The organism is Nonomuraea sp. NPDC001699 (assembly GCF_053596455.1).
This window is the reverse complement of record NZ_JBSFGF010000012.1, coordinates 1-23,377: the sequence shown is the minus strand read 5'-3', so window position 1 is coordinate 23,377 and position 23,377 is coordinate 1. Positions and strand designations below refer to the sequence as shown.

Genomic DNA, 23,377 nt, shown 5'->3' with positions numbered 1-23,377 from the left:
GTGAGGGGCCTTCGCCAGCACATCCGGGGGTCCCTCATGCGCGTTCCCGCACTTCTGCTCGTCCTGCTCACGACGGCCGCCTGCGCGGGGCCACCGGCGCCGCTGCAGGAGGTCGCGAAACCGAGCCCGTCGGGGCTGCCGGAACTGAGCGGCGGCGGTGAGTTCACCTCGGGTGACACCGCGGCGATCGCCTACGACCGCCGCCTGGCCCCCGAGGGCGCGCAGGCCAGCCTCACGGCCGAGTCCAGCGGCGGCACGACCCGCACCTCGCTGGTCGTGGAGGGCTTCCTGCCCCGCCACCACTACGGCGCCCACCTGCACACCGCGCCCTGCGGCACCGACCCCGACGACGCCGGCGGCCACTACCAGCACAACCCCGGCCACGCCGACCCGGCCAGCGAGATCTGGCTCGACGTCACCACCGACGGGTCGGGCGCGGGCCGCTCGACGGCCCGTCACTCCTGGAGTCTCGACCCCGCCGCCCTGCCGAAGTCGCTGGTCATCCACGCCCGGCCCACCACGAAGAGCGGCGCCCACGCGGGCGAGGCGGGCCCTCGGGTGGCCTGCCTGACACTGCACTAGCCGAAAGGCGTGCATAATTACACAATTACATATTGTGGAGGTCCCGCGTTGACTAGCCGCCGATGGCAGCCGCCCCGCTTACGGTTGTTCGAGCAGGTGCACCGCCGGGCCACCTGGCTTGAGCTACTCTACGACCTCGTCTTCGTCGTGGCGGTCGCCGAGCTGGCCGACGTGCTCGCCGGCGGCGCCGACGCCGGCCGCGTCCTCACCTTCGTCGGCCTGTTCGTGCCGGTCTGGTGGTCCTGGGCGGGTTACGTCTTCTATGCCAACCGGTTCGACACCGACGACGTCAGCCATCGCCTGCTCGCGTTGCCGCAGATCCTCGCGGTGGCCACGATGGCGGCCAGCGTCAGCGACATCGAGCAGCGCTCGGCCCTGTTCGCGCTCTCCTACGCGGCGGCCCGGATCCTGCTCGTCGTCGCCTACCTCAGGGCCGGCCGGCACGTGCCCGAGGCCCGGCCGCTCACCGTGCGGTACGCGGCCGGGTTCACCGTCGCCGCAGTCATCTGGCTGGCCTCCCTCGCCGTCGATCCGCCGCAGCGGTACGCGATGTGGGCCGTGGCGCTGGTGATCGACCTGGCGACCCCGCTGCTCAGCCGGGGCCACCAGAGCAAGCTGCCGCCGCAGAGCGAGCACCTGCCGGAGCGGTTCGGGCTGTTCGTCGTGATCGTGCTCGGCGAGGTGGTCGCGGCCGTGGTCACCGGGCTCAAGGGGCACGACGTCACCCCGTCCGTGCTGCTGATCGCCCTGGCCGGGGTGGCCATCGCGATGGCCTTCTGGTGGTTGTACTTCGACCACGTCGACGAGTCCGTCGTGCTGCGCACCAAGCTGGCCGGGCAGGTGTGGGTTTACTCGCACCTGCCGCTCTCGATGGGCCTGGTGGCGTTCGGCATCGGGATCGAGCACGCGCTCATGCACCCGTCGGGGACGAGCTGGGCCGTCGGGGTGCCGGCCGCCGTGGTCTTCGCCGTGCTCGGCCTCCAGCACCTGTGCTCGGCCGACCGCCGGGCGGGCGTCGTCCGGCTGGCCGCCGCCGTGCTCACGCTCGCCTCCTCCGCGCTGCCCGTCGCGGCGGCGCTCCCGCTCGTCCTGCTGTTCGGCGCCGCCCAGGTGGGTTACGACCTGCTGCGCCCCTCCCCGGAAGGCACATCGTGACCCAGGAAGTGTTCGACCGCCAGCTCGCCGCCATCGCCGACGGCGACCTGGAGGCCCTGCTCGCCCAGTACCACGACGAGGCGGTGGTCGTCCGGTTCGACCGCGCGGCCAGGGGCGCCGCCGAGATCCGCGAGCTGTTCACCGCCTACCTGGCGGCCGGGCCGCGGGTGGAGGAGATCATGTCGCTCCGGATCGAGGGGGACGTGATCTTCTACAACGCGGTCATGACCGTCGGCGGGAACCGGGTCACGACGTTCGGGACGCTGGTCGTCAGGGACGGCAGGATCTGGCGCCAGACCGCCGCCGCCCTGCCGCTCACCTGATCGCCGCCTCCATCGGCCGCCAGGGCGCGGAGTCGAAGATCAGCATGATGGACCGGATCCGCCCGTCCGGGCCGAGGGTGAAGTGCTCGGCGGTGCGCTGGGTGCCGACCGGAGTGGCGGTGTGCAGGTCGTAGACGAGGGTCGCCGCCGAGTCGCCGTACAGCTCGCTGATCAGGTCGACGCCGGTCACCACGCTCATCAGGGCCTCGATGCCGGCCAGGTGGCCGGTGGGGTCGGTCGAGGAGACGAACGGGCTCCTGAAGGAGAACTCCTCGCCGATCAGCGCCGCCGCGGCCGGTACGTCGGCGCGGAGCCTGGCCTCGTGGTAGGCCCTGACCACCTCGCGGGTGCCGGTCATCGCCCCTCCAGGTGCGCCGAGAGTCGCTGCTGGTTGTCGGCCAGGCGCAGGCACAGGTGCCGCAGCGCGGTCAGGTCGGCGGCCGTGAACCCCTGGAACATCGCCCGCATCGCCAGCTGCGACGGCGTGCGGAACGCCTCGATCCACGCCCGGCCCTCGTCGGTGATCACGGCCAGCACCGAGCGCCGGTCGCGGCTGTCCTGGACCCGCCGCGCCAGGCCGTCGCGTTCCAGGGTGTCCACCAGTCCGGTGACGTTGCGCGAGCTGACCCCGGCGGCCTGGGCCAGGTCGCCGATGCTGATGCCGCCTCCGGCTCCTGCCGCGCCGAGGCGCAGCAGGACGTCCATCGCGCCGGAGCTGAGCCCGCGCCCCTCGCTGCCGTGTGCGCGCATGCGCTCCACGGCCTGGTACGCCGTCCGCACGGCGGCGGCCGCCTCGAACGGCGCGGTGTCGCCGCCGCCGACGAACTCACTCATGGCCGCCCTGGCCCGCGGGTCGAAGAGGGAGCCGTCCGGCTCCTGGTCGAATTTATGTACGTCCTTCACAATGAATGTCTACCAGAAAACGCGAAGGCCCGTGCGCGACGCACGGGCCTTCGGGGAGGACGGTCAGGACTGGGCGTGCTCGGCCGGGATCGTGCCGAGGCGGCCCGCCTGGAAGTCCTCGAACGCCTGGACCAGCTCGGCGCGGGTGTTCATGACGAACGGGCCGTGGTGCGCCACGGGCTCGCCGATCGGCTCACCGCCCAGGACGATCACGTCGAGCGTGTCCTTGGCCTCGATCGTGATGGTCTCGCCCAGGGTGGTCCGGCCCGGCCGGTTGCCGAAGCCGTCGAAGACCGCGAGCTGCCCGCCGTGCAGCGGACGCCGCTCGGCGCCGACCGTGCCGCGGCCGGAGAGGGCGTAGACCAGGGCGTTGTAGTCCTTGCGCCACGGCAGGCTCAGCCGCGCGCCCGGGGTGATGGTGGCGTGCAGCAGCGTGATCGGCGTCTGCGTGCTGCCGGGCCCGGTGTTGCCGGCCAGCTCGCCCGCGATCAGCCGGACCAGCGCGCCGCCGTCGTGGCTGCTCAGCAGCGCGACGCTGGAACGCCCGATGTCCTGGTACTTCGGCGCGATCATCTTCTTGGCGCCCGGCAGGTTGACCCAGAGCTGGATGCCGTGGAACAGGCCGCCCTTCTGGACCAGCCACTCCGGCGGCGCCTCCTTGTGCAGGATTCCGGACGCGGCCGTCATCCACTGGGTGTCGCCGTTGGTGATCGTGCCGCCGCCGCCGTTGGAGTCGAGGTGCTCCATGACGCCGTCGATCATGTACGTGACGGTCTCGAAGCCGCGGTGCGGATGCCAGGGCGTGCCCTTGGGCTCGCCGGCCGCGTAGTCGACCTCGCCCATCTGGTCCATCATGACGAACGGGTCGAGGTATTCGAGCTTGATCGCCGCAAGGGCGCGGCGCACGGGGAAGCCCTCACCCTCGAACCCGCTGGGCGCGGTCTCGACGGCGAGCACCTTCCGCTCCGGCACTCCCGCCACGGGCGCGGGCACGCGGGGGAGGGTGAGCGGGTTCTCAACGGTTACGGCGGGCATGTCGCGCTCCTTCCAGCGGGATCTGCCCCATGCAACCAAGTTTAGTTTTCAACTATTCCGTGGGGCTACGGGATGCGGGACATCATCCGCTCCATGCCGTTGATCCAGTTGTCGCGCAACGCCTGGGCGGCCTTGGCCGGCTCGTCGGCCTGCAGGAACTCGGCGATCCGGCGGTGCTCGGCGGCCTCGCGCTCCAGGGGTGCGTCGTCGCCGGCGATCAGGTGGGCGTAGCGGCGCATGCCGGCCTTGACGCTGGTGATGAGGTCGAGCAGGCGCTCGTTGCGGCAGCCGCTCAGCAGCAGGTCGTGCCACTCGTCGTCGTGACGTTCGATGATCTGCTGCTCGGCCACGTTGTCGGGGAAGTCCTGGGCCAGCTTCAGCAGGTCGGGGGCGATCGAGCGCAGGTGGGCCGGGTCGGAGCAGTCGAGGGCCAGCGACTCCAGGGCGGCCACGATCTCGCACAGCTCGCGGAACTCGCGCCGGCTCACCGGGGCGAACCGGAACCCGCGCCCCTGGGTGCTCTCCAGCACGCCCTCGCCCGCCAGGGTGATCAGTGCCTCGCGCAGAGGGGTACGGCTGACGCCCAGGTCGGCGGCTAGGGAGGCCTCGTTGATGTCGGTCCCGGCGGCGAAGTCACCTCGATCGAGCCGGCTCAGCAGTTCTTCCCTGATCTGCTCGCGCAACGGTCGCCGCTCGATCGGCATGGGGGACTTCCTCTCGTTCAGGTCAACCGAATCTTAACCCTTGACGTGATGCAAAATACTGCACTATGAATTCGGCATACAAAATATTACATTGCATGATCGAGGAGTTCGAGTGGGGCTGACCCGGATGCCGGGGCTGCTGTTCGGCGGGGACTACAACCCGGAGCAGTGGCCGGAGGAGGTGTGGGCCGAGGACGTGCGGCTCATGGCCGAGGCCGGGGTCAACATGGCGACCGTCGCGGTGTTCTCCTGGTCGCGCCTGGAGCCCGCGCGGGGGGCGTACGACTTCGCGTGGCTCGACCGGGTGCTGGACCTGTTGCACGAGCACGGCGTCGCCGCCGACCTGGCCACCGCGACCGCGACGCCGCCGCCGTGGCTGGTGCGCGAGCACCCCGAGATGATGCCGGTCAACGCCGACGGCGTGCGGCTGGAGTTCGGCTCCCGGCAGGGCTACTGCCCGAGCTCGCCGGTCTACCGCGAGCACGCCGTACGGATGGCCACCGCGATGGCCGAGCGTTACGGCGACCACCCGGCGCTGGCCATGTGGCACATCGGCAACGAGTACGCCGACCACACGCTGGAGTGCTTCTGCCCCGAGTCCGCCGCCCACTTCCGCCGTTGGCTGGAAGACCGGTACGGCACCGTCGACGCCCTCAACGCCGCCTGGGGCACCTCCTGCTGGGGCCAGCACTACACCAGCTTCGACCAGGTCGAGCCGCCCAGGACGGCGCCCGGCCCGGTCAACCCCGCCCAGCTCCTCGACTGGCGGCGCTTCTGCAGCGACGCGCTCCTGGAGCTGTTCCTGGCCGAGAAGGCGGCGCTGCGCGCGATCACACCGAGCGTCCCGGTCACCACGAACTTCATGAGCATCCTGCACGGCCTCGACTACTGGAAGTGGGCCGAGGCCGAGGACTTCGTGAGCGACGACGCCTACCCCGACCCCGCCGATCCCGGCTCGCACGTGCAGGTGGCGCTCAGCTACGACCTCATGCGCTCGCTGCGGCAGGGGCCCTGGCTGCTGCTGGAGTCCGCGCCGTCCGCGGTGTCCTGGCGCGAGGTGAACGTCCCCAAGCCGCCGGGCATGATGCGCCTGCACAGCCTTCAGGCGCTCGCACACGGCTCCGACGGCGTGATGTTCTTCCAGTGGCGGCAGGCCAAGTACGGCCCCGAGAAGTTCCACTCGGCGATGTTGCCGCACGGCGGGACGCGGACCCGCGGCTGGCACGAGACCCTGGCGCTCGGCGAGGACCTGCGGCGCCTGTCGGAGGTCGCGGGAGGCGAGACCCGCGCCCAGGTGGCGCTGCTGCTCGACTGGTCGAGCTGGTGGGGCCTGGAGGCGCCCGAGTCCATGCCGTCCAACCGGCTCAAGCTCAAGGAGCTGCTGCTCGCCTGGTACGCCCCGCTGCACGCCAGGGGCATCGCCGTCGACCTCGCGCCGCCCGGCCGGGACCTGTCGTCGTACGACCTGGTCATCGCCCCGAACCTCTACATGTGCACCGCCGAACAGGCCAAGGCGCTGGAGGCGTACGAGGGCAGGCTCGTCGTGGGCCCGTTCAGCGGCGTGGTGGACGAGAGCGACCAGGTGCACACCGGCGGCGCCCCCGGCCCGCTGGCCGACCTGCTCGGCATCGCCGTGGAGGAGTTCTGGCCGCTCGCCGACGGGGACGTCCAGCGGACCGGTCTGGGCGACGCCCGCACCTGGGCCGAGTGGATCAGGCTGGAGGGCGCCGAGCCCGTCGCCCTGTTCGAGGGCGGCGACCTGGACGGCCTGCCCGCCGTCACCCGCAAGGGCGCGGTCACCTACGTCGGCTGCCTGCTCGACGACGTGACGCCGGTGCTGGAGCCGCTGCTGGACGGCATCGAGCGCATCGACGTGCCGCAGGGCGTGGAGGCCGTCAGGAGGGGCGGCCACCTGTTCCTCCTCAACCACACCACCGCCCCGCAGCCGGTCACGCTCCCGCATCCGGGGACGGACCTGCTCACCGGGGCCGAACTGCGGGGCGGCATCGAGCTGGCCCCTCGCGACGCCGTCGTGCTCAGGATCGAAGGAGAGAAGTGACGCACCCGTACATACCCAACGCCGAGCCGCGCGTGCGAGCCGAGATGCTCGCGGCGGTCGGCGCGTCGAGCGTCGAGGAGTTCTACGCCGACATCCCCGCGGAGCTGCGGCTGGACCGGCCGCTCGACCTTCCGGCGCCGTTCACCGCCGAGCGTGACCTGGTGCGCCACATGAAGGGCCTGTTCGCCCGGACCGTCGACACCGAGGAGGCGCTCAGCTTCCTCGGCCACGGCTGCTACCCGCACCACGTGCCCGCCGTCTGCGACGAGGTCAACTCCAGGAGCGAGTTCCTGACCGCGTACGCGGGCGAGCCGTACGAGGACCACGGCCGCTTCCAGGCCCTGTTCGAGTACGTCAGCATGATGGGCGAGCTGCTGGAGATGGACGTCGTCAACGTCCCCACCTACGACGGCTTCCAGGCGTCCGGCACCGCGCTGCGCATGGCCTGCCGCTACACCAAGCGGTCGAAGGTGCTGGTCACCGGGGCGATCGGCGCCGACAAGCTGAGCAAGCTGCGTGACTTCTTGGCCCCCGACATCACCATCGAGCTGGCCCCGGTGGCCGAGGACGGGCAGATCGGCGAGGTCGCGCTCGACGACTCCTACGCCGCGATCTACCTGGAGACCCCGAACGTCTACGGCGTCGTCGAGACCCGCGGCCGGGAGCTGGCCGGCCTCGCGCACGCCGCCGGCGCGCTGCTGGTCGTCAGCGCCGACCCCATCTCCCTGGGCGTGCTGGCCCCGCCCGCCTCCTACGGCGCCGACATCGTCTGCGGCGACATCCAGTCGCTCGGCATCCACCAGAACTACGGCGGCGGCCACGCCGGCTACATCGCCACCCAGGACCACGAGCCGCTGGTCGCCGAGTTCCCCTCGCGCCTGTTCGGCATCGCGCCGACGAAGGTCCCCGGCGAGTACGGCTTCGGCGACGTCTTCTACGACCGCACCTCCTTCGCCCTGCGCGAAGAGGGCAAGGAATGGGTGGGCACCGCCGCCGCGCTGTGGGGCATCACGGCCGGGGTCTACCTCGCGCTGATGGGCCCGCAGGGCATGAAGGAGCTCGGCGAGACCGTCCTGGCCCGCACCCGGTACGCCATGGACGCCCTGGCCCGGTCGGTCACCGTCCGGCACGGGGGCTCGGTGCACTTCCGCGAGTTCGCGATCGAGGTGCCCGACTCCGCGGCGCTGCTCGCCGGGCTGCGCGAGCGCGGCATCTACGGCGGCGTGCCGCTGGACGAGCGCACGGTGCTGGTCTGCGTGACCGAGCGCCACACCATCGAGGACATCGACCGGCTCGCGGCAGCCGTACAGGAGGTTGTGCAGGCATGAGCGGGCACGGAGCCGAGTCCTTCGCGGAGCTGCCGGTGGCGCCCAAGCCGCCGCTGCGCCGCTTCCACCAGGCACGCTGGGACGAGCCGATCATCTTCGAGCTGTCCAGCCCCGGCCGCCGCGGCATAGCCGTGCCCGAGCCGGGCGCGCCGAAGGTCGAGCTGCCCGAGGGCGTCGGCCGGGTCACCCCGCCGAAGCTGCCCGAGATGTCGCAGCCGCACGTGGTGCGGCACTACCTGCGGCTGTCGCAGGAGAACCTGGGCGTCGACCTCAACATCGACATCGGCCAGGGCACCTGCACGATGAAGTACAGCCCGAAGGTCAACGACCAGTTCGCCAACGCGATCGCCGAGCTGCACCCGCTGCAGCACGAGGACACCGTGCAGGGCGTGCTGGAGATCTACTGGCGGCTGGAGCGCATGCTGGCCGAGATCTCCGGGATGTCGCGCGTGTCCCTCCAGCCCGGTTCGGGCTCGGCGGCCATCTACGCCAACATCGCCATGATCAGGGCCTACCACGCCGCCCGCGGCGAGAGCCACCGGGACCAGGTCATCACCACGATGTTCTCGCACCCCTCGAACGCGGCCTGCGCCAAGGTCGCCGGGTACGAGGTCATCACCCTCATGCCGGACGCCAACGGCCTGCCCGACCTGGAGGCGCTGCGCGCCGCCGTCGGCCCGCGCACGGCCGCCCTGATGATCACCAACCCCGAGGACACCGGCATCTACAACTCCAGGATCAAGGAGTTCGTGGACCTGGTGCACGAGGTCGGCGGCCTGGCCTGCTACGACCAGGCCAACGCCAACGGCATCCTCGGCATCACCCGGGCCCGCGACGCCGGGTTCGACCTGTGCCACTTCAACCTGCACAAGACGTTCTCCACCCCGCATGCCTGCGGCGGCCCGGCGGCCGGCGCCTGCGGCGTCTCGCCGGAGCTGGAGCCGTTCCTGCCCGGGCCCGTGGTCTCCTTCGACGGCGACGCGTACGGGCTGGAGACGCCCGCGCAGACCGTCGGCAAGATCCGGCCGTTCCTCGGCGTCACCCCGAACATCGTGCGCGCCTACGCCTGGATCATGACCCTGGGGGCGAAGGGGCTGCGCGAGGTGGCCGAGACGGCGGCGCTGAACAACAACTACCTGATGCACAAGGTGCTGCAGATCCCCGGGGCCTCGGCGCCGTGGAACCAGCGCCGGATCGAGCAGGTCCGCTACTCCTGGCAGGAGCTGTCGGAGGAGACGGGGGTGCACTCGGAGGAGATCGGCGTGCGCGCCGCCGACTTCGGCGTCCACTACTGGACCAGCCACCACCCGTACCTGGTGCCGGAGCCGTTCACGCTGGAGCCGACGGAGTCGTACTCGCGGGAGGACCTGGACGAGTACGCGGCGATCCTGGAGCACGTCGCCTCGGAGGCGCGGCGGGACCCGGAGTTCGTCAAGGGCGCGCCCTACAACCAGACGATCCACAAGATCGACCCGACGCCGCTCAACGACCCCAAGCAGTGGGCGCCGACCTGGCGCGCGTACGTGCGCAAGCACCTGGCCGCGGGCGGCTGAGCCATGGCGTCCGGAGGGAACGGCGTGATCGGGCTGGTCGTCAACCCGGTCGCCGGGCTGGGCGGGTCCGTGGGGCTCAAGGGCAGCGACGGCGCCGACGTGCAGCGCGCGGCCCTGGCCAAGGGCGCCGAGCCCAAGGCCGGGCGGCGGGCCGCGCAGGCCGTCGCCACGCTGCTGGCCCGCCGTCCCGGGGTCCGGCTGGTGACCGTGGCGGGGGCGATGGGCGAGGACAGCGCCCGCGCCGCCGCGGTCCCGTACGAGCTGGTGTCCTCCGGCGTCCAGGACGCGACCACCGCGGCCGACACGCGGGCGGCCGTCGCCGCGCTGGCGGACGTGGACCTGCTGCTGTTCGCCGGCGGCGACGGCACGGCCCGCGACGTGCTCGACGCCGCGCGGGAGCTGGGCGGCCAGGCGCCGCCCGTGCTGGGCATACCGGCCGGGGTCAAGGTGTACTCGGGCTGCTTCGCGCTCAGCCCGGCCACCGCCGGGTTCGTCGCGGCCGACTTCCTGGCCCGGCCGGAGACCGTCGAGGCCGAAGTGGTGGACCTGGACGAGGAGCGCTACCGCCGGGGGCTCGTCAGCCCCCGGCTCTACGGTAGCCTGCGCGTCCCGGCAGGTCGCGCGGCTCTGTCGGGCCGCAAGGCGGGCTCCTCGGACGCGGCTCCGGCCACGGTCGAGGGCATCGCCCGTGCGGTCGCGGCCCGGCTGCGGCCGGGGGCACGCTACGTGCTCGGCCCCGGCGCCACCACGGCGGCGGTGGGCAGGGAGCTCGGGCTCGCCACCACGCTGCTCGGCGTGGACGTGGTCGAGGCCCGCGCGGACGGCGGCGCGGACCTGGTGGCCGCCGACGTGACCGAAGGGGAGCTGTTCGAGCTGGTACGCGGCCGGGAATCGGTCATCGTGCTGTCGGTGATCGGCGGCCAGGGCTTCGTGCTCGGCCGCGGCAACCAGCAGGTCTCGCCCCGGGTGCTCGACGAGGTGCTCGGGGGCGGCGGTGGCGACCGGCTGGTCGTGCTGGCCACGCAGCAGAAGCTGGCCGGGCTCGGGGGGCGGCCGCTGCTGGCCGACAGCGGGGACCAGGAACTGGACCGGAAGCTGGCCGGGCACGTACGGGTGATCACCGGATACCGCGAAAGCACGATTTATCGCATTTGTGCGGCAAGTGAGGAGTTCTACGGATGAACAGGCTCGATGGCAAGGTCGCGATCGTCACCGGCGGTGCCTCCGGCATCGGCCGGGCGACGGCGGTGCTCTTCGCCGAGGCGGGCGCCCAGGTCGTCGTCGCCGACATCGACGGCGCGGGGGCCGAGGAGACGGCCAAGGCGATCACGCAGGCGGGGGCGTCCGCGGTCGCCGTCCAGGGGGACGTGTCCGCGGAGGAGGACTGCCGGCGCATCGCCCGCACGGCCGTGGACACCTACGGCGGCCTGCACGTGCTGTTCAACAACGCGGGCATCATCCGCCGCACCACCGCGCTCGACCTCGACGTGGACGAGTGGGACCGCGTGATGGCGGTCAACGTGCGCTCGGTGTTCCTGATGTGCAAGCACGCGATCCCGCTCATGACCGAGGGCGGCTCGATCGTCAACACCGGCTCCGGCTGGGGGCTCAAGGGCGGTGGGAACGCGATCTCCTACTGCGCCTCCAAGGCGGCCGTCGTCAACATGACCAGGGCGCTGGCGATCGACCACGCCAAGGCCGGGATCCGGGTGAACTCCGTCAACCCCGGCGACACGAACACCCCGATGCTGCGGGACGAGGCCCGCCAGCTCAACGAGGACTGGGCCGCCTTCGAGGCCGACGCCGCCGACCGGCCGATGGGCCGCTCCGGCAGCCCCGAGGAGATCGCCCAGGCCGTCCTCTTCCTGGCGAGCGACGCCGCCAGTTACGTCACCGGATCCGCTCTCGTCGTCGACGGCGGCGGGCTCGCGTAGCCCCCAACAGCACCACCCCCTGAAGGAGCCCATCATGAAGCGTGCGCTGGCCGTACTGGGTCTGCTCGCCACCGCCGCCACCGCCTGCAGCGGCGGTGGCGGGAATGTTCCAGGCGTGAGCGGGAACGCCGCCGCGGGGCAGGTCACCGTCCGCTGGTCCACCTGGGGATCGGCCGAGGACGTCAAGCTCTACGAGTCCTTCACCAAGGACTTCGAGCAGCGCCACCCGAACATCAAGCTCAAGCTGGAGTCCGTCGCCAAGTACGAGGACTACCACCCCAAGCTGCTCGCCCAGCTCACCAGCGGCACCGCCCCCGACGTGTTCTTCGTGGGCGACGACAACATCGGCAAGTTCGTCTCCGCCGGGGTCGTCCAGCCGCTCAACGACCAGCTCGCGGGCCCCGACTCCAAGAGCAAGCCCGAGGACTTCTTCGAGGGCGTGTACGGCGGCGCCAAGAAGGACGGCCAGATCTACGGCGTCCCGAACGACACCAACCCCGAGGTCCTCTGGTACGACAAGAAGGCCCTGAAGGCCGCCGGCATCACCGAGGACCCGGCCACCCTCAACGCGTCCAAGCAGTGGACCATGGCCAAGTACCTGGACATGAACGCCAAGCTCAAGGCCGCGGGCCTGGGCGGGTCCGTCTACTGGAACTGGTACGGATCCACGTACTCGGTCATCTCCGGCTTCGGCGGCAAGGTCTGGGACGGTGGCAAGTTCGTCGCCACCACCGACCCCAAGTCCCGCAAGGCGCTGGAGACGCTGGCCAAGGGCTACCAGGACAAGACGTTCCTGAGCGCGGACCTGCAGCCCGCGAGCAACAGCGGGAACACCCAGCTCATCAAGCACAAGGTCGGCTTCTACGCCGGCGGCCGCTGGGTGATCGACATCGTCAAGAAGGGCGGCGAGCTGGACAACTACGACATCGTCCCGTTCCCGTCCGAGACCGGCGAGCCGATGCCCGGCGCCGTGGCGGCCTCCTACCTGTCGCTCAACAAGGGCACCAAGCAGCCCAAGGAGGCCTTCACCTTCCTGACGGAGTTCGTCAGCAAGGAGGGCCAGCTCATGCGGCTCAAGGACGGCGGCGCGGTGCCCTCGATCAAGGGCGCCGAGCAGGTCGTGCTGGCCGGCAACTACCCCGCGCACGCCCAGACCTTCCTCGACGTGCGTGACACCGGCTTCGCGAACTATCCCGAAGAGGTCGCGGTGCCCGGCCTGACCGCCTCGATCAACGAGCACCTGATGAAGGTCTGGCAGGGCAAGCTCGGCTTCGAGCAGGGCATGACCGAGCTGCAGACCCTCGTCGACGGCAAGCTGGGCTAGCGGATGGCCGTGCTCGCCGGGCCGCGCGGCAAGACCGCCGCGCGGCCCGCCAAGAAGCTGCGCGACCGCGACGGCTGGTGGGCCGCGATCTTCCTCGCGCCGCAGGTCGGCGCGCTGGTGGTGTTCCTGGTGATCCCGCTCGGGTTCGCCGTGGTGCTGGCCTTCATGAACTGGGACGGGCTCGGCGAGAAGTCGTGGGCCGGGCTGTCCAACTTCGCCGCCCAGCTCACCGACCCGCTGTTCGGCCGCGCGGTGTGGAACACGGTCAAGCTGGCGCTGCTGACCGTGCCGTTCGGGCTCGCCCTCGCGGTGCTGATCGCGGTGGCCCTGAACAGCATCAAGGGCAGCAACGTCTACCGGGTCGTGTACTTCATGCCGGTCGTCACCAGCTCGGTGGCCGTCGCCCTGATGTGGCAGGTCATCCTGGCCGGCGACGAGAACGGCGTGCTGAACACCTCGCTCCGGCGCTGGTTCGGCGTCAGCGGCCCCGACTGGCTGCTCGACCCCGGCTGGGTCATCGTGGCCATCGCCGTGGTGACGATCTGGTCCTCGCTCGGCCTCAACGTGGTGATCTTCATGGCCGGGCTGCAGACCATCCCGCCGCAGGTCGTCGAGGCCGCCCGGATTGACGGCGCGAGCCCCTTCCGGATCTTCCGGTCGGTCACGTTGCCGCTGCTGTCGCCCACCATCTTCTTCTCCAGCGTGGTCGCGGTGATCAGCTCGTTCCAGGCGTTCGACCAGATCTACGTGCTGGTGGACCCGAAGGACAACGAGGGCGCGCGCACGATCGTGTACCACATCTTCGATCTCGGCTTCAAGAAGTTCGAGTTCGGGCCGAGCAGCGCGGCCGCCCTGATCCTGCTGGTGCTGACGCTGCTCGTGACGCTGGTCCAGTTCGCCGCGCAGAAGCGCTTCGTCCACTACGACTCGTGAGGCGGTACGCATGAGATCACGGCAGATCGGTCTGCACGCCGCGCTCACGATCGGCGGGCTGCTCATGCTGTTCCCGTTCGTGTGGATGTTGTTCACCTCCGCCAAGGGCGTGCGGCAGATGATCAACGACCCGACCGCCTGGCTGCCGGACCCCTGGACCTGGCAGAACTATCCCGACGCGCTGTCGACCATGCCGTTCGGGCTGGCGTACTGGAACAGCTTCTACATCGCCGCCCTGAACGTGGTGCTCACCCTGCTCACCTCGGCGATGGCCGCCTACGCCTTCGCCCGGATCAGGTTCAGGGGCTCGGGCGTGCTGTTCGTGCTGTTCCTGGCCACGCAGATGGTGCCGTCGCAGGTGACGATCGTGCCGCTGTACCTGATGCTGGCCAAGTTCGGCTGGATCGACTCGCATCTGTCGCTGATCGTCCCGACGATCGCGAACCCGTTCGCGGTGTTCCTGCTGCGCCAGTTCATCAGGGCGGTGCCGATCGAGCTGGAGGAGGCGGCCAGGATCGACGGCGCGGGCCGGTGGCGGTGCTTCTGGAGCATCGTGCTGCCCAACATCCGGCCGGGGCTCGGCGCGCTCGGCATCATCGTGTTCCTGGCGTCCTGGAACTCGTTCCTGTTCCCGCTGATCTTCCTGAACACGCCGGAGCTGTTCACCGTCCCGCTGCTGCTCAGCCAGTTCGCCCAGCAGCACGGCGCGACCGACTACGGGCAGATCCTGGCGGCCTCGGCGATCGCCGTGGTGCCGACGCTGATCGCGTTCCTGATCGGGCAGCGGAAGATCATCAACTCGATGGCCGCCTCCGGCCTGGGAGGAAAGTAAGTGCTGGACCTGCGCGAACGCCCCTTCACCGAGCGCGGCTCGCGGTTGCTCGTCATGGCGGCCGACGACGGCTCGCTGCGCGTCGCCGAGGCGCTCTACGAGACCCGGCTCGACGACACGACCGTCCGCGCCGGCCTGCGGTTCTACGCCGGCTCCCGGGAGCTGCGCGTACGCCGGGCCCTGCCCGACCGGGTGGAGCTCGACGGCGACGTGACCCTGGCCTTCGCCGACCCCGGCGCCCTCGTCGCGGTCGGCGAGGGCGCCCGGGCCGTCTGGGACGGCGGCGAGACCGCCATCGACGGCTGTGTCACCCTCGCCGGCGAGCCGACCGTCCGCGACGGGGCCGAGGTCCTGGCCCGGGCCGCCGAACGCTGGGCCGCCTGGTTCGCCCGGATGCCCGCCGTCCCCGCCGAGCTGCGCGAACGCGCCGAGCAGGCCTGGTGGACGCTGGCGGTCAACCTGGTACGCATCCAGGGCAGGGAGTCCCTCGTCCCCTCCAAGTACGGTTACGTCGGCCTGTGGAACTGGGACTCCTACTTCCACGCCATCGCCCTCAGGCACGCCGACCCCGCCCTGGCCAGGGAGCAGATCCGCATCCTGCTCGACAACCAGCGGCCCGACGGCCTGATCCCCGACGTCGTGCACGACCACGGAGTGCTCGCCGAGACCACCGACCTGCCGCGCTCCGACCTGGCCCGGCTCGCCCAGCACGTCGGCGGCGAGCCGATCCGGCACGTCGTGCCCGTCACCAAGCCGCCGCTCACCGCGTGGGCCGTGTGGAAGATCCACGAGGTGGACCCCGATCCCGCCTTCCTGGCCGAGGTCTACGAGCCGCTGGTCAGGTCGCAGGAATGGTGGTTCGCCCACTCCGACCCGGACGGCGACGGCCTGGCCGAGTACCTGCACCCGTACTCGTCGGGCCTGGACGACAGCCCGATCTGGGACGGCGGCCCGCGCGCCGAGCCCCCGGACCTGAACTCCTACCTGGCCCTCCAGTACGACCGCCTGGGCGACATCGCCACCGTGCTCGGCAAGGACGCCGGCGGGTGGCGGGCCAGGGCGCAGGAACTCGTGGACCGCATGGTCGAACGCCGCTGGAACGGCCACCGCTTCGTCACCAAGGTCGCCGGAGCTGCCGACGCCGACGTGCGCACGCCGCTCGACCTCATGCCGCTGCTCACCGGCCGCCTCCCGGCCGAGATCGCGGACCGGCTGGTCCAGGACCTGACCTCGCCCTCCTTCTGGGCCGAACGTCCGGTCCCCACGGTGGCCTTCGACGACCCGCGCTTCGACCCCGACGCCATGTGGCGCGGCCCGGTCTGGCTGAACGTCAACTACCTGCTGATCGACGGCCTGCGCCGCTCCGGCCGTCCGGACGTCGCCGACGAGCTCGCCGCGCGCACCCTGGCCATGGTGCGCGACGGCGGCGGTCTGTACGAGTACTGGAACCCCCTCACGGGACGGCGGGCGGGCCGCGCCACGACCGGCTTCGGCTGGTCCTCGGCCCTGTTCGTCGACCTCGCCCACGCCGCCCTATGAGGACGTGACGAGCGTGAACGCCCCCCGCGTCAGCGTCAGCAGCTCCTGGGCCACCGGCCCCTGCTGGAGCGGCGCGGACGGGTTCACGGCGGTCGTGGACACCACGTACGTCCGGCCGCCGGCCGTACGGGCGAGGAAGCTCATGGCCACCAGGCCCGGCTCCGAGCCGCCCTTGTGCCACACCACGGGCCACTGCGCCTTGTCCAGCCGCAACCCCGCGTCGGTGATCGACAACACCTCGCCGACGCGGGCGTCCTTCAGCCGGGCCAGCTCGCCGTAGGCCCGGCAGACCTGGGCGGGTGTGGCGAACCACTCCAGACGGTCCAGCTCGCGCGGCTCGCTCCAGGCCCGCACCTTCGACACCGGCACCTTGTCCACGACCCGGGCCAGGTAGTCGCGGCGCGCGGACGTGCCGAGCGACAGGTACCGCTCGGCGTACCGGGGGTGGTCGGCGCCCTTGAGCACGAACAGCTCCCTGGTCGTCAGGAACGGCACGTTGCGCCGGTCGCCGCCCCACGAGTGCATGACCCGCTCGACTGTCCGGCGGCCGGCCTTGTCGATCAGCAGGTCGGCGGCGGTGTTGTCGCTGATGGAGATCATCAGCCGGGCCGCCTCCAGCACCGTCACCTGGCTGTTGTCCGGGCGGTCCTGGAGCTCGCCGCTCGGCAGGCTCTTCAGCTCCGGCCGGATCGTGAGCCGGGTGTCCCAGCCGAACGCGCCGCTCCTGATGCGCTCGGCCACCGCGCCCAGCACGTACAGCTTGAACATCGAGCCGAGCGGGAAGGTCTTCGCGCCGGCCACCGCGTGCACCGGGCGGCAGCGGCCGTCGCCGGTCAGCTCGGCGGCCAGGAAGCCGGCGCGCGGCGCGACCTGGCGCAGCCGTTGGTCCAGCTCCGACCAGCTCGCCGGTGCGACGCCGCTGAACTGGATGTAGTCGATCCTGTCGGTGCCGTCCACGCTGAGCGCGAGGGTGAACGCCTTGCCGGCCGCCGTGACGGTGGCCGACAGCGACCGCTCCTGGGCCTGGTCCAGCCTGTCCAGCCGCAGGCCCCCGAACCCGGCCAGCGCCTGGTTGACCTGCGCCGGAGGGATGCGTTCGAGGAAGCTCGGCGCGAAGTGCCCGGCCAGCTCGGCGTCGCCGACCGGCAGCCGGTTGACGGCGTCCAGCAGCCAGGTGAGCTGCCTGCCGGCGGGGGTGTCGGGGATCTCCGCCGCCACGCGGGCGGCGGGGGTGGACGTGGTGGCGGCCGTGACCGTGGCGAGGGCGGGGACGGGCTGCGCCGCGCAGGCGGTCACCGCCGCCGCCATGACGGCCGTCGCCAGAACGGGGAACCTGCGGTGAGACCTGACCCCGGCCGTGGCCGGAACTGGGAACCTGTGGTGAGACCTGACCCCGGCCGTGGCCGGAACCGGGAACTTGTGGTGAGACATGACCCCAGCCAACAGCCGCGGCAGGGCCCGCGCCCACCATATGGGCCACCGTTCTCGCAGGTGAGGGTAGCCGCATGAAAGGTGCGGATAACCTCATAGACGCCCTTTCAGTTCCCCCGGACGATGGTGGTTCATGAGTTCCAGGCTGCTCGCCGGGTCGCTGGCGACGATCGGGGCCGGAGGCGCCCTCGCGGGCGCGCTGATGGAGTCCCGGACGGGCATCGCGCCGCAGGAGTGGGCCTACGCCGTCCTCGGCGTGGTGCTGCCCGCGCTGGGCTGGCTGCTCGTCGTCCGCCGCGCCGACCTGCGCTACGGCTGGCTGTTCCTGGCCGCCGCCGCCTGCCTCGGCCTCGGCACGCTGGGCTCCGGCCTGGCCATCAGGTTCCATTACGCCGGGCCGGTCGTCGTCTGGATGTCCGCGTTCTACGCCATGTACTTCGGCCTGACCTGGATCTTCGTCCCGCTGCTCTTTCCCGACGGCCGCCTGCCGTCCCGCCGCTGGCGGCCCGTGGCCTGGTTCGGCGGGATCGCGATCGCCATGCACACGGTGGGATACGGGTTGTTCGTGACCGATCCCGCCCGGCCGGGAGAGCTGCCCGCCGAGCTGTCCGCCGCCTTGATCTGGGCGTCCCTGGCCAGCGCGCTGGGCCAGCTCCTCGTCTTCCTGACAGCCGTCGTGGTCCTCGCCGGGCTCGTGGTCCGCTGGCGGCGCAGCGAGCCGGCCGAGCGCGGCCAGTACGCCTGGATGGTCGCGGGCGCCGCCGTCCAGCTCCTCGCGGGCGTGCTGCTTCTGTACGTGCTGAGCGCGCGGCTGTGGGGTGCCGCGTTGATCGGCGTCTTCGCGTTGATGACGGCGCTGCCGGCCGCCGTCCTGGTGGGGATCGTCCGGTACCGGCTGCTCGACATCCGGTTCGGCCTGCGAGGCTCCCGCCTGCACCTGATCTTCGATCTGCGGCCCACCGTCGACGAGGTGCTGTCCGGGCTCGGCACCGCGCTGGCGGCCACGCCCGAGCCCGTCGAGCAGCTCGGACGGCTCGCCGCCGCCGTCCGCGACGGGCTGGAGGCCAGGTGGGCGGCCGTGGAGCTGGCCGACGGGACCCGGGTGGCCGCGGGCGAGGAGGAGGGCGGGACGGCGCTGACCGTGCCCGTGCGCGGCGGCCTCGGACGCATCGAGCTGGGCCCGCGCCGAGCCGGCCGGTACGACCGGGAGGACCGGCGCTTCCTGGAGGCCCTGGCCGTGCCCGCCGGGCTGGCGATCCAGAGCGCCGGACTGGTCGCCCGCCTGGTCAACGCGCAGGAGGCCGAGCGACGGCGGATCGAGCGCAACATCCACGACGGCGTGCAGCAGCAGCTCGTCGCCCTCATCGCCGGGCTGGAGCTGGCCCGCGTCACCGGCGCCGGCCCCGACGCGCTGGCCCGCCTGCGCGAGCAGGCCCGCCAGACGCTCACCGACCTGCGCGAGCTCGCCGCCGGCATCCATCCGTCGGCGCTCAGCCAGGGCGGCCTGGTGGAGGCCGTCGAGGAACGCTGCTCCCGGCTGCCCGTGCCCACGACCGTCACCTCCGACCCCGGGCTGCGGGCCCGCCGTTTCGCCGACGAGATCGAGGGCGCGATGTACTTCACCGTCAGCGAGGCCGTCGCCAACGCGCTCAAGCACGCCGACGCCGCCCGGATCGAGGTGCGCCTGACCCTGGCGCCGGGCCGCGTACGGGCCACCGTCGCCGACGACGGCAAGGGCTTCGACCCGGCCGCCGCCGCCCGCCGGGGCCTGGCCACGCTCGCCGACCGCCTGGACGCGCTGGGCGGCGGCATGGAACTCGACAGCGAGCCCGGAAAGGGGACGCGTATGCACGCCTGGGTGCCGGCCGATGCCTGAGCCCGTCCGCACGGTCGTCGCCGACGACCACTACCTGGTACGCGAGGGCACCCGGCAGCTCCTCGAACTGTCCGGCGAGGTCACCGTCGTCGGCGCGGTCGGCGACGCCGACGAGCTGCTGGACGCCGTACGCAGGCTGGAGCCGCAGGTCGTCGTCACCGACATCCGCATGCCCGGAGGGCAGTGGCGTCAGGGCTTCGAGGGCATCGACGCGGCCCATCGCATCAGGGCCGCGCATCCCGGCATCGGCGTGGTGGTGCTGTCGCAGTTCTCCGACGCCCTGTTCGCCTTCGAGCTGTTCAAGCACGGGACGGCCGGGTTCGCGTACCTGCTGAAGGACCGCGTGGGCGACCTCGACGAGCTGCTCGGCGCGATCCGGGCGGTCTCCGGCGGCGGCTCGGTCATCGACCCCAAGGTGGTCGAGGGCCTGCTGGCCAGGCGCGAGGTCCGCGGGCAGGGGGAGTCGCTGACCCCGAGGGAGCGCGACGTGCTGCGCGAGATGGCCCACGGCCGCTCCAACGCCGGCGTCGCCCGCGCCCTGCACCTGTCGATCTCCTCGGTGGAGAAGAACGTGAACGCCATCTTCACCAAGCTGGGGCTGGAGAACAGCGGCGACGTGCACAGACGGGTGGCCGCCGTGCTCGCCTACCTCGGCCCGGCCGACCGCTGACTCAGCCGAAGACGGCCGGGGGCGGGACCGGGGCGAGGACTGAGTCGCCGTCCTTGATGGGGTAGGCCCCGCCGATGAAGTTCTTCAGCGCCTCCCCGTGCAGGCAGCGCGCCTGGGTGAGCCCGCCGGCCGCGCGCCGGGTCAGCAGGTCGAGCGGCAGCTCCGTACGCGAGGCCGCGACGATCAGGTTGCCGAACCGGCGGCCCCGCATGATCCCCGGCTCGGCCAGCAGCGCCACGTGCCGGAACGTGTCGCACACCGTGGCCAGCAGCCGCTTGGCGAACGCCAGGCCCTTGCCGTCGGCCATGTTGACCAGCAGCGTGCCGTCCGGGCGCAGCACCCGAGCCAGGTCGCCCATGTACTCCACGGTGGCCAGCTCCACCGGCATCGTGGCGCCCGTGAACGCGTCCAGCACGACCAGGTCGGCCGACTCGTCCCACACCTTGGCCGTGCCCTCGCGGCCGCCCGCGACGATGACCTTCAGCCGGGGGACCGAGCGCAGGTCGAGCTGTTCGCGGACGAGGTTCACCAGCAGGCCGTCGGGCTCGATCACGATGTGCCGCGAGCCCGGACGGGTGGCCGCGACATAGCGGGGGATCGTGCACGCGCCGCCCCCGACGTGGACGCAGCTCAGCGGCCCCTCGGGCAGCAGGTCGATGACGTCGGCCATGAGCCGGACGTACTCGAAATCCAGAAATGTCGGGTCTTGCAGGTCAACGTACGACTGCGGTACGCCATCCTTGGACAGCACCCAGCCGTCCTGCCTGTCCAGGTCCCGGAGAAGTTCGACCTCACCGAACGTCACCGGATAAAGGCCAGGCATCGGTTCCCGCTGTCCACGTGCCACGCTGATCCCTCCCTGGGAGAACCGTATGCGACGCAGAAGGCTGATTGTGCTCGTCATCGCGGTTGTCGCGATATTAGGGGCGGGCGCCTTCGCCGTTCTGGCCGCCGACCACGTCAAGGGCAGCGCCGCCCAGACCGCCGCCGCCTACTTCGACGCCTGGCGGAAAGGCGACGTCGCGGGCATGGCCCTGCTGGTGGACCGGCCGCCGGCCGACTTCTTCGACCGGCACCGCTCGCTGTCGCAGAAGCTGGGCGTCGAGTCGATCAGCCTCACGCCGGGCCCGGTGCGCGGCACGGGGGAGGAGTCGGCCGAGGTGCGCTTCGCGGGCGTGCGCCAGCTGACCGACCTCGGGCCGTGGCCGTTCGAGAGCACGCTGCGGCTGGGCGTGCGCGACCGGACCTGGCGGGTGCTGTGGACGCCCGAGACGCTGCACCCGCTGCTCAAGGGCGGCGGCACGCTGGAGCTGGAGGAGGTCGAGGCGACGGCGGCCGAGCTGGTCACCAGCGAGGGCGCCAGGATCCCCAACGACAGCTACGCCGACTCCTACCTCAACCCGCTCAAGCCCGAGTTCGCCAAGGCCAACAAGGGGCTGGAGCTGGTGTCGAGGGTGCCGGGACAGCCCGACAAGGCGCTGCTGAGCCGCCTGCCGAAGGCGAACGTCGAGCGCACCACCCTGTCGCGGCCGGTCCAGGCGGCCGCCGCGCGGGCCCTGGATGGCGTGGCCGACTCCTCGATCGTGGTGCTCAGACCGAGCACGGGCGAGATCCTGGCCCTGGCCGACCGGCTGGAGGACAACTTCAGCGCGGTGCGCGACGCCTTCCCGCCCGGCTCGACGTTCAAGACGATCGTGGCCGCCGCGCTGCTGGAGAAGGGGGTCACGCCGGCCGACGAGATGGGCTGCCCGGCTTCGTACACGCCGGACTTCTCGGCGCCGATCAGCAACGACGGCGGCGCGGACCGGGGGACCGTCACCTTCGCCGACGCCTACGCCTACTCCTGCAACACCACCTTCGTCGAGCAGGCCACGACCAGGCTGACCATGGAGGACCTGCGCGCGACCGCCGCCCGGTGGGGGTTCGACCGGACGATGGCGACGGGCGTAGGCGGCCGGTGCGGCACGATGCAGGAGACCGACGACACCGACATGTTCTCCCTGAACGTCATCGGCCAGGGCACGGTGGTGGCCACCCCGCTGTGCATGGCCACCGTGGCCGCCGCCGTGCAGAGCGGCACGTGGCGCTCGCCCCGCCTGCTGTCGGAGGACGACGTGCGCCGCGTGGACGGCGAGCCGTTCCCGGACGTCCACCTGGACGAGGGGGTGGTCGGGGCGTTGCGGGAGATGATGGCCGCCGTCGTGGACCACGGGACGGCCAGCCAGGCCGGCCTGCCGGCGGGCGTGGCGGGCAAGACGGGCACCGCCGAGGTCGAGGGCCAGACGTCGCACGGCTGGTTCATCGGCTACCGGGACGACCTGGCGTTCTGCGTGTTCGTCAGGAACGGGGGCTCGGGCCGCTCGGCGGCGGTGCCGATCGCCGTGCGCTTCCTGAACGGACTGTGACCAGCGGCACTTCAGCCGAATCCGTAACCTACGGTACCGTAGGTTACATGACGACCATCACCGTGAAGCCGAGGCTGCGAGGCTGGTTGCACACCGGGGCGCTGCCGGTGACGCTGGTGGCCGGGTTCGTGCTCGTGGCGCTCGGCCCGACCCAGCAGGCCCGCCTGGCGGCCGGCGTCTACGCCATCACCTCGGCGCTGCTGTTCGGCATCTCGGCGACCTACCACCGGGGCACGCTGGGGCCGCGCCTGGCCGAGGTCCTGCGCCGGTTCGACCACGCCAACATCTACCTGATCATCGCGGGCACGTACACGCCGTTCGGCCTGCTGGCCCTCGACGGCGCGGCCAGGGTCGCCGTGCTGTCCGTCGTGTGGGGCGGCGCGCTGGCCGGGGTGCTGTTCCGGGTGTTCTGGATGAGCGCGCCGCGCTGGCTCTACACCGTCCTGTACCTGGCGCTGGGCTGGACCGCGATCTTCGTGATGCCGCAACTGCTCGAAGGGGCCGGGGTGGCCGCCGTCGTGCTGGTGGCCGTGGGCGGGGTCTTCTACTCGACGGGCGCCGTCGTCTACGGCCTGCGCCGGCCCGATCCGTCGCCGCGCTGGTTCGGCTTCCACGAGGTCTTCCACGCCTTCACGATCGCCGCGTACCTGGTGCAGTACATCGCGGTGTCGATCGTGGTCTACTCCCACATGTAGACTGAGGGGCCACGGTGATTCCGGACAGCTGTGTTATGAGCGCAGCCTATGCGGCCGTCTGGGTTGAAAGGGCCTCGTTGAGAACCTCCAGGGGCG

General features: G+C 71.6%; 22 protein-coding genes. 16 read left to right on the top strand and 6 right to left on the bottom strand.

Translation table 11 applies throughout. The features are described 5' to 3' along the window. Positions 1–36 precede the first annotated feature (36 nt). From ACWCSU_RS31220 to ACWCSU_RS31210, 3 genes are read left to right on the top strand one after another with little or no spacing between them, the layout of a single operon-like run. Positions 37–582 (top strand): superoxide dismutase family protein, encoded by a 546-nt coding sequence (locus ACWCSU_RS31220; RefSeq protein WP_364084646.1) that lies wholly within the window; start codon positions 37–39, stop codon positions 580–582. Between the two features lie 48 nt (positions 583–630). Further along, positions 631–1,737, top strand: coding sequence for a low temperature requirement protein A (locus ACWCSU_RS31215; RefSeq protein ID WP_357699182.1), 1,107 nt, complete (start codon positions 631–633; stop codon positions 1,735–1,737). Beyond that, a complete protein-coding gene (locus ACWCSU_RS31210) occupies positions 1,734–2,060 on the top strand; it encodes a nuclear transport factor 2 family protein (RefSeq protein ID WP_364084643.1) in 327 nt (108 codons plus the stop codon). Before ACWCSU_RS31215 ends, ACWCSU_RS31210 begins: the two co-directional genes overlap by 4 nt. Here the strand turns inward: ACWCSU_RS31210 and ACWCSU_RS31205 are convergent. From ACWCSU_RS31205 to ACWCSU_RS31190, 4 genes are all read right to left on the bottom strand, one after another. Continuing rightward, the gene (locus tag ACWCSU_RS31205; RefSeq protein WP_357699186.1) at positions 2,053–2,418 is read right to left on the bottom strand and encodes a nuclear transport factor 2-like protein; all 366 of its coding nucleotides are present in this window, start codon (positions 2,416–2,418) and stop codon (positions 2,053–2,055) included. The two genes, ACWCSU_RS31210 and ACWCSU_RS31205, sit on opposite strands and share 8 nt — an antisense overlap. Then, the gene (locus ACWCSU_RS31200; protein WP_449939792.1) at positions 2,415–2,963 is read right to left on the bottom strand and encodes a MarR family winged helix-turn-helix transcriptional regulator; all 549 of its coding nucleotides are present in this window, start codon (positions 2,961–2,963) and stop codon (positions 2,415–2,417) included. Before ACWCSU_RS31200 ends, ACWCSU_RS31205 begins: the two co-directional genes overlap by 4 nt. 63 nt (positions 2,964–3,026) lie before the next feature. After that, a complete protein-coding gene (locus tag ACWCSU_RS31195) occupies positions 3,027–3,998 on the bottom strand; it encodes a pirin family protein (RefSeq protein WP_357699190.1) in 972 nt (323 codons plus the stop codon). 65 nt (positions 3,999–4,063) lie between these two features. Further along, on the bottom strand, positions 4,064–4,702 hold the full coding sequence (locus ACWCSU_RS31190) for a GntR family transcriptional regulator (protein WP_357699192.1): 639 nt from the start codon (positions 4,700–4,702) through the stop codon (positions 4,064–4,066). 112 nt (positions 4,703–4,814) lie between these two features. Between ACWCSU_RS31190 and ACWCSU_RS31185 the strand changes: the two genes are divergently transcribed. From ACWCSU_RS31185 to ACWCSU_RS31145, 9 genes are read left to right on the top strand one after another with little or no spacing between them, the layout of a single operon-like run. Then, positions 4,815–6,761: a beta-galactosidase gene (locus ACWCSU_RS31185; protein ID WP_449939789.1), complete on the top strand. Its 1,947-nt coding sequence runs from the start codon at positions 4,815–4,817 to the stop codon at positions 6,759–6,761. Further along, positions 6,758–8,089, top strand: a complete 1,332-nt coding sequence (gene gcvPA, locus ACWCSU_RS31180; protein WP_449939786.1) for an aminomethyl-transferring glycine dehydrogenase subunit GcvPA — start codon at positions 6,758–6,760, stop codon at positions 8,087–8,089. The genes ACWCSU_RS31185 and gcvPA overlap by 4 nt, the downstream gene beginning before the upstream one ends. Beyond that, positions 8,086–9,642, top strand: a complete 1,557-nt coding sequence (gene gcvPB, locus ACWCSU_RS31175) for an aminomethyl-transferring glycine dehydrogenase subunit GcvPB (protein WP_449939784.1) — start codon at positions 8,086–8,088, stop codon at positions 9,640–9,642. The genes gcvPA and gcvPB overlap by 4 nt, the downstream gene beginning before the upstream one ends. Before the next feature lie 3 nt (positions 9,643–9,645). After that, positions 9,646–10,824, top strand: a complete 1,179-nt coding sequence (locus ACWCSU_RS31170) for an ATP-NAD kinase family protein (protein ID WP_449939783.1) — start codon at positions 9,646–9,648, stop codon at positions 10,822–10,824. Continuing rightward, positions 10,821–11,576 carry an SDR family NAD(P)-dependent oxidoreductase gene (locus ACWCSU_RS31165; protein ID WP_357699202.1) on the top strand — a complete coding sequence of 252 codons (756 nt, stop codon included), beginning with the start codon at positions 10,821–10,823 and terminating at the stop codon, positions 11,574–11,576. Before ACWCSU_RS31170 ends, ACWCSU_RS31165 begins: the two co-directional genes overlap by 4 nt. Positions 11,577–11,610: 34 nt before the next feature. Further along, a complete protein-coding gene (locus ACWCSU_RS31160; protein WP_357699204.1) occupies positions 11,611–12,900 on the top strand; it encodes an ABC transporter substrate-binding protein in 1,290 nt (429 codons plus the stop codon). A gap of 3 nt (positions 12,901–12,903) precedes the next feature. Next, positions 12,904–13,833: a carbohydrate ABC transporter permease gene (locus tag ACWCSU_RS31155; protein WP_357699206.1), complete on the top strand. Its 930-nt coding sequence runs from the start codon at positions 12,904–12,906 to the stop codon at positions 13,831–13,833. Positions 13,834–13,843: 10 nt separating this feature from the next. Next, a complete protein-coding gene (locus ACWCSU_RS31150) occupies positions 13,844–14,665 on the top strand; it encodes a carbohydrate ABC transporter permease (protein WP_449939778.1) in 822 nt (273 codons plus the stop codon). Continuing rightward, on the top strand, positions 14,666–16,204 hold the full coding sequence (locus ACWCSU_RS31145) for an amylo-alpha-1,6-glucosidase (RefSeq protein ID WP_449939776.1): 1,539 nt from the start codon (positions 14,666–14,668) through the stop codon (positions 16,202–16,204). It abuts the gene before it with no gap. Here the strand turns inward: ACWCSU_RS31145 and ACWCSU_RS31140 are convergent. Beyond that, entirely contained in the window at positions 16,199–17,635 is a 1,437-nt protein-coding gene (locus ACWCSU_RS31140) for a serine hydrolase (protein ID WP_449939774.1), read from the bottom strand. The two genes, ACWCSU_RS31145 and ACWCSU_RS31140, sit on opposite strands and share 6 nt — an antisense overlap. A gap of 133 nt (positions 17,636–17,768) precedes the next feature. Here ACWCSU_RS31140 and ACWCSU_RS31135 point away from each other — a divergent pair, with 133 nt between their 5' ends. Then, on the top strand, positions 17,769–19,511 hold the full coding sequence (locus ACWCSU_RS31135; protein WP_449939771.1) for an ATP-binding protein: 1,743 nt from the start codon (positions 17,769–17,771) through the stop codon (positions 19,509–19,511). Next, positions 19,504–20,181, top strand: coding sequence for a response regulator transcription factor (locus ACWCSU_RS31130; protein ID WP_449939769.1), 678 nt, complete (start codon positions 19,504–19,506; stop codon positions 20,179–20,181). Before ACWCSU_RS31135 ends, ACWCSU_RS31130 begins: the two co-directional genes overlap by 8 nt. 1 nt (position 20,182) lies before the next feature. On the opposite strand, the gene ACWCSU_RS31125 is transcribed toward ACWCSU_RS31130, so the two are convergent. After that, positions 20,183–20,986: a spermidine synthase gene (locus ACWCSU_RS31125; RefSeq protein ID WP_357699218.1), complete on the bottom strand. Its 804-nt coding sequence runs from the start codon at positions 20,984–20,986 to the stop codon at positions 20,183–20,185. Between the two features lie 67 nt (positions 20,987–21,053). Between ACWCSU_RS31125 and ACWCSU_RS31120 the strand changes: the two genes are divergently transcribed. Further along, the gene (locus tag ACWCSU_RS31120) at positions 21,054–22,586 is read left to right on the top strand and encodes a penicillin-binding transpeptidase domain-containing protein (protein WP_449939766.1); all 1,533 of its coding nucleotides are present in this window, start codon (positions 21,054–21,056) and stop codon (positions 22,584–22,586) included. Positions 22,587–22,633: 47 nt separating this feature from the next. Beyond that, the gene (trhA, locus tag ACWCSU_RS31115; protein ID WP_449939764.1) at positions 22,634–23,281 is read left to right on the top strand and encodes a PAQR family membrane homeostasis protein TrhA; all 648 of its coding nucleotides are present in this window, start codon (positions 22,634–22,636) and stop codon (positions 23,279–23,281) included. The last annotated feature ends 96 nt before the right edge of the window (positions 23,282–23,377 follow it).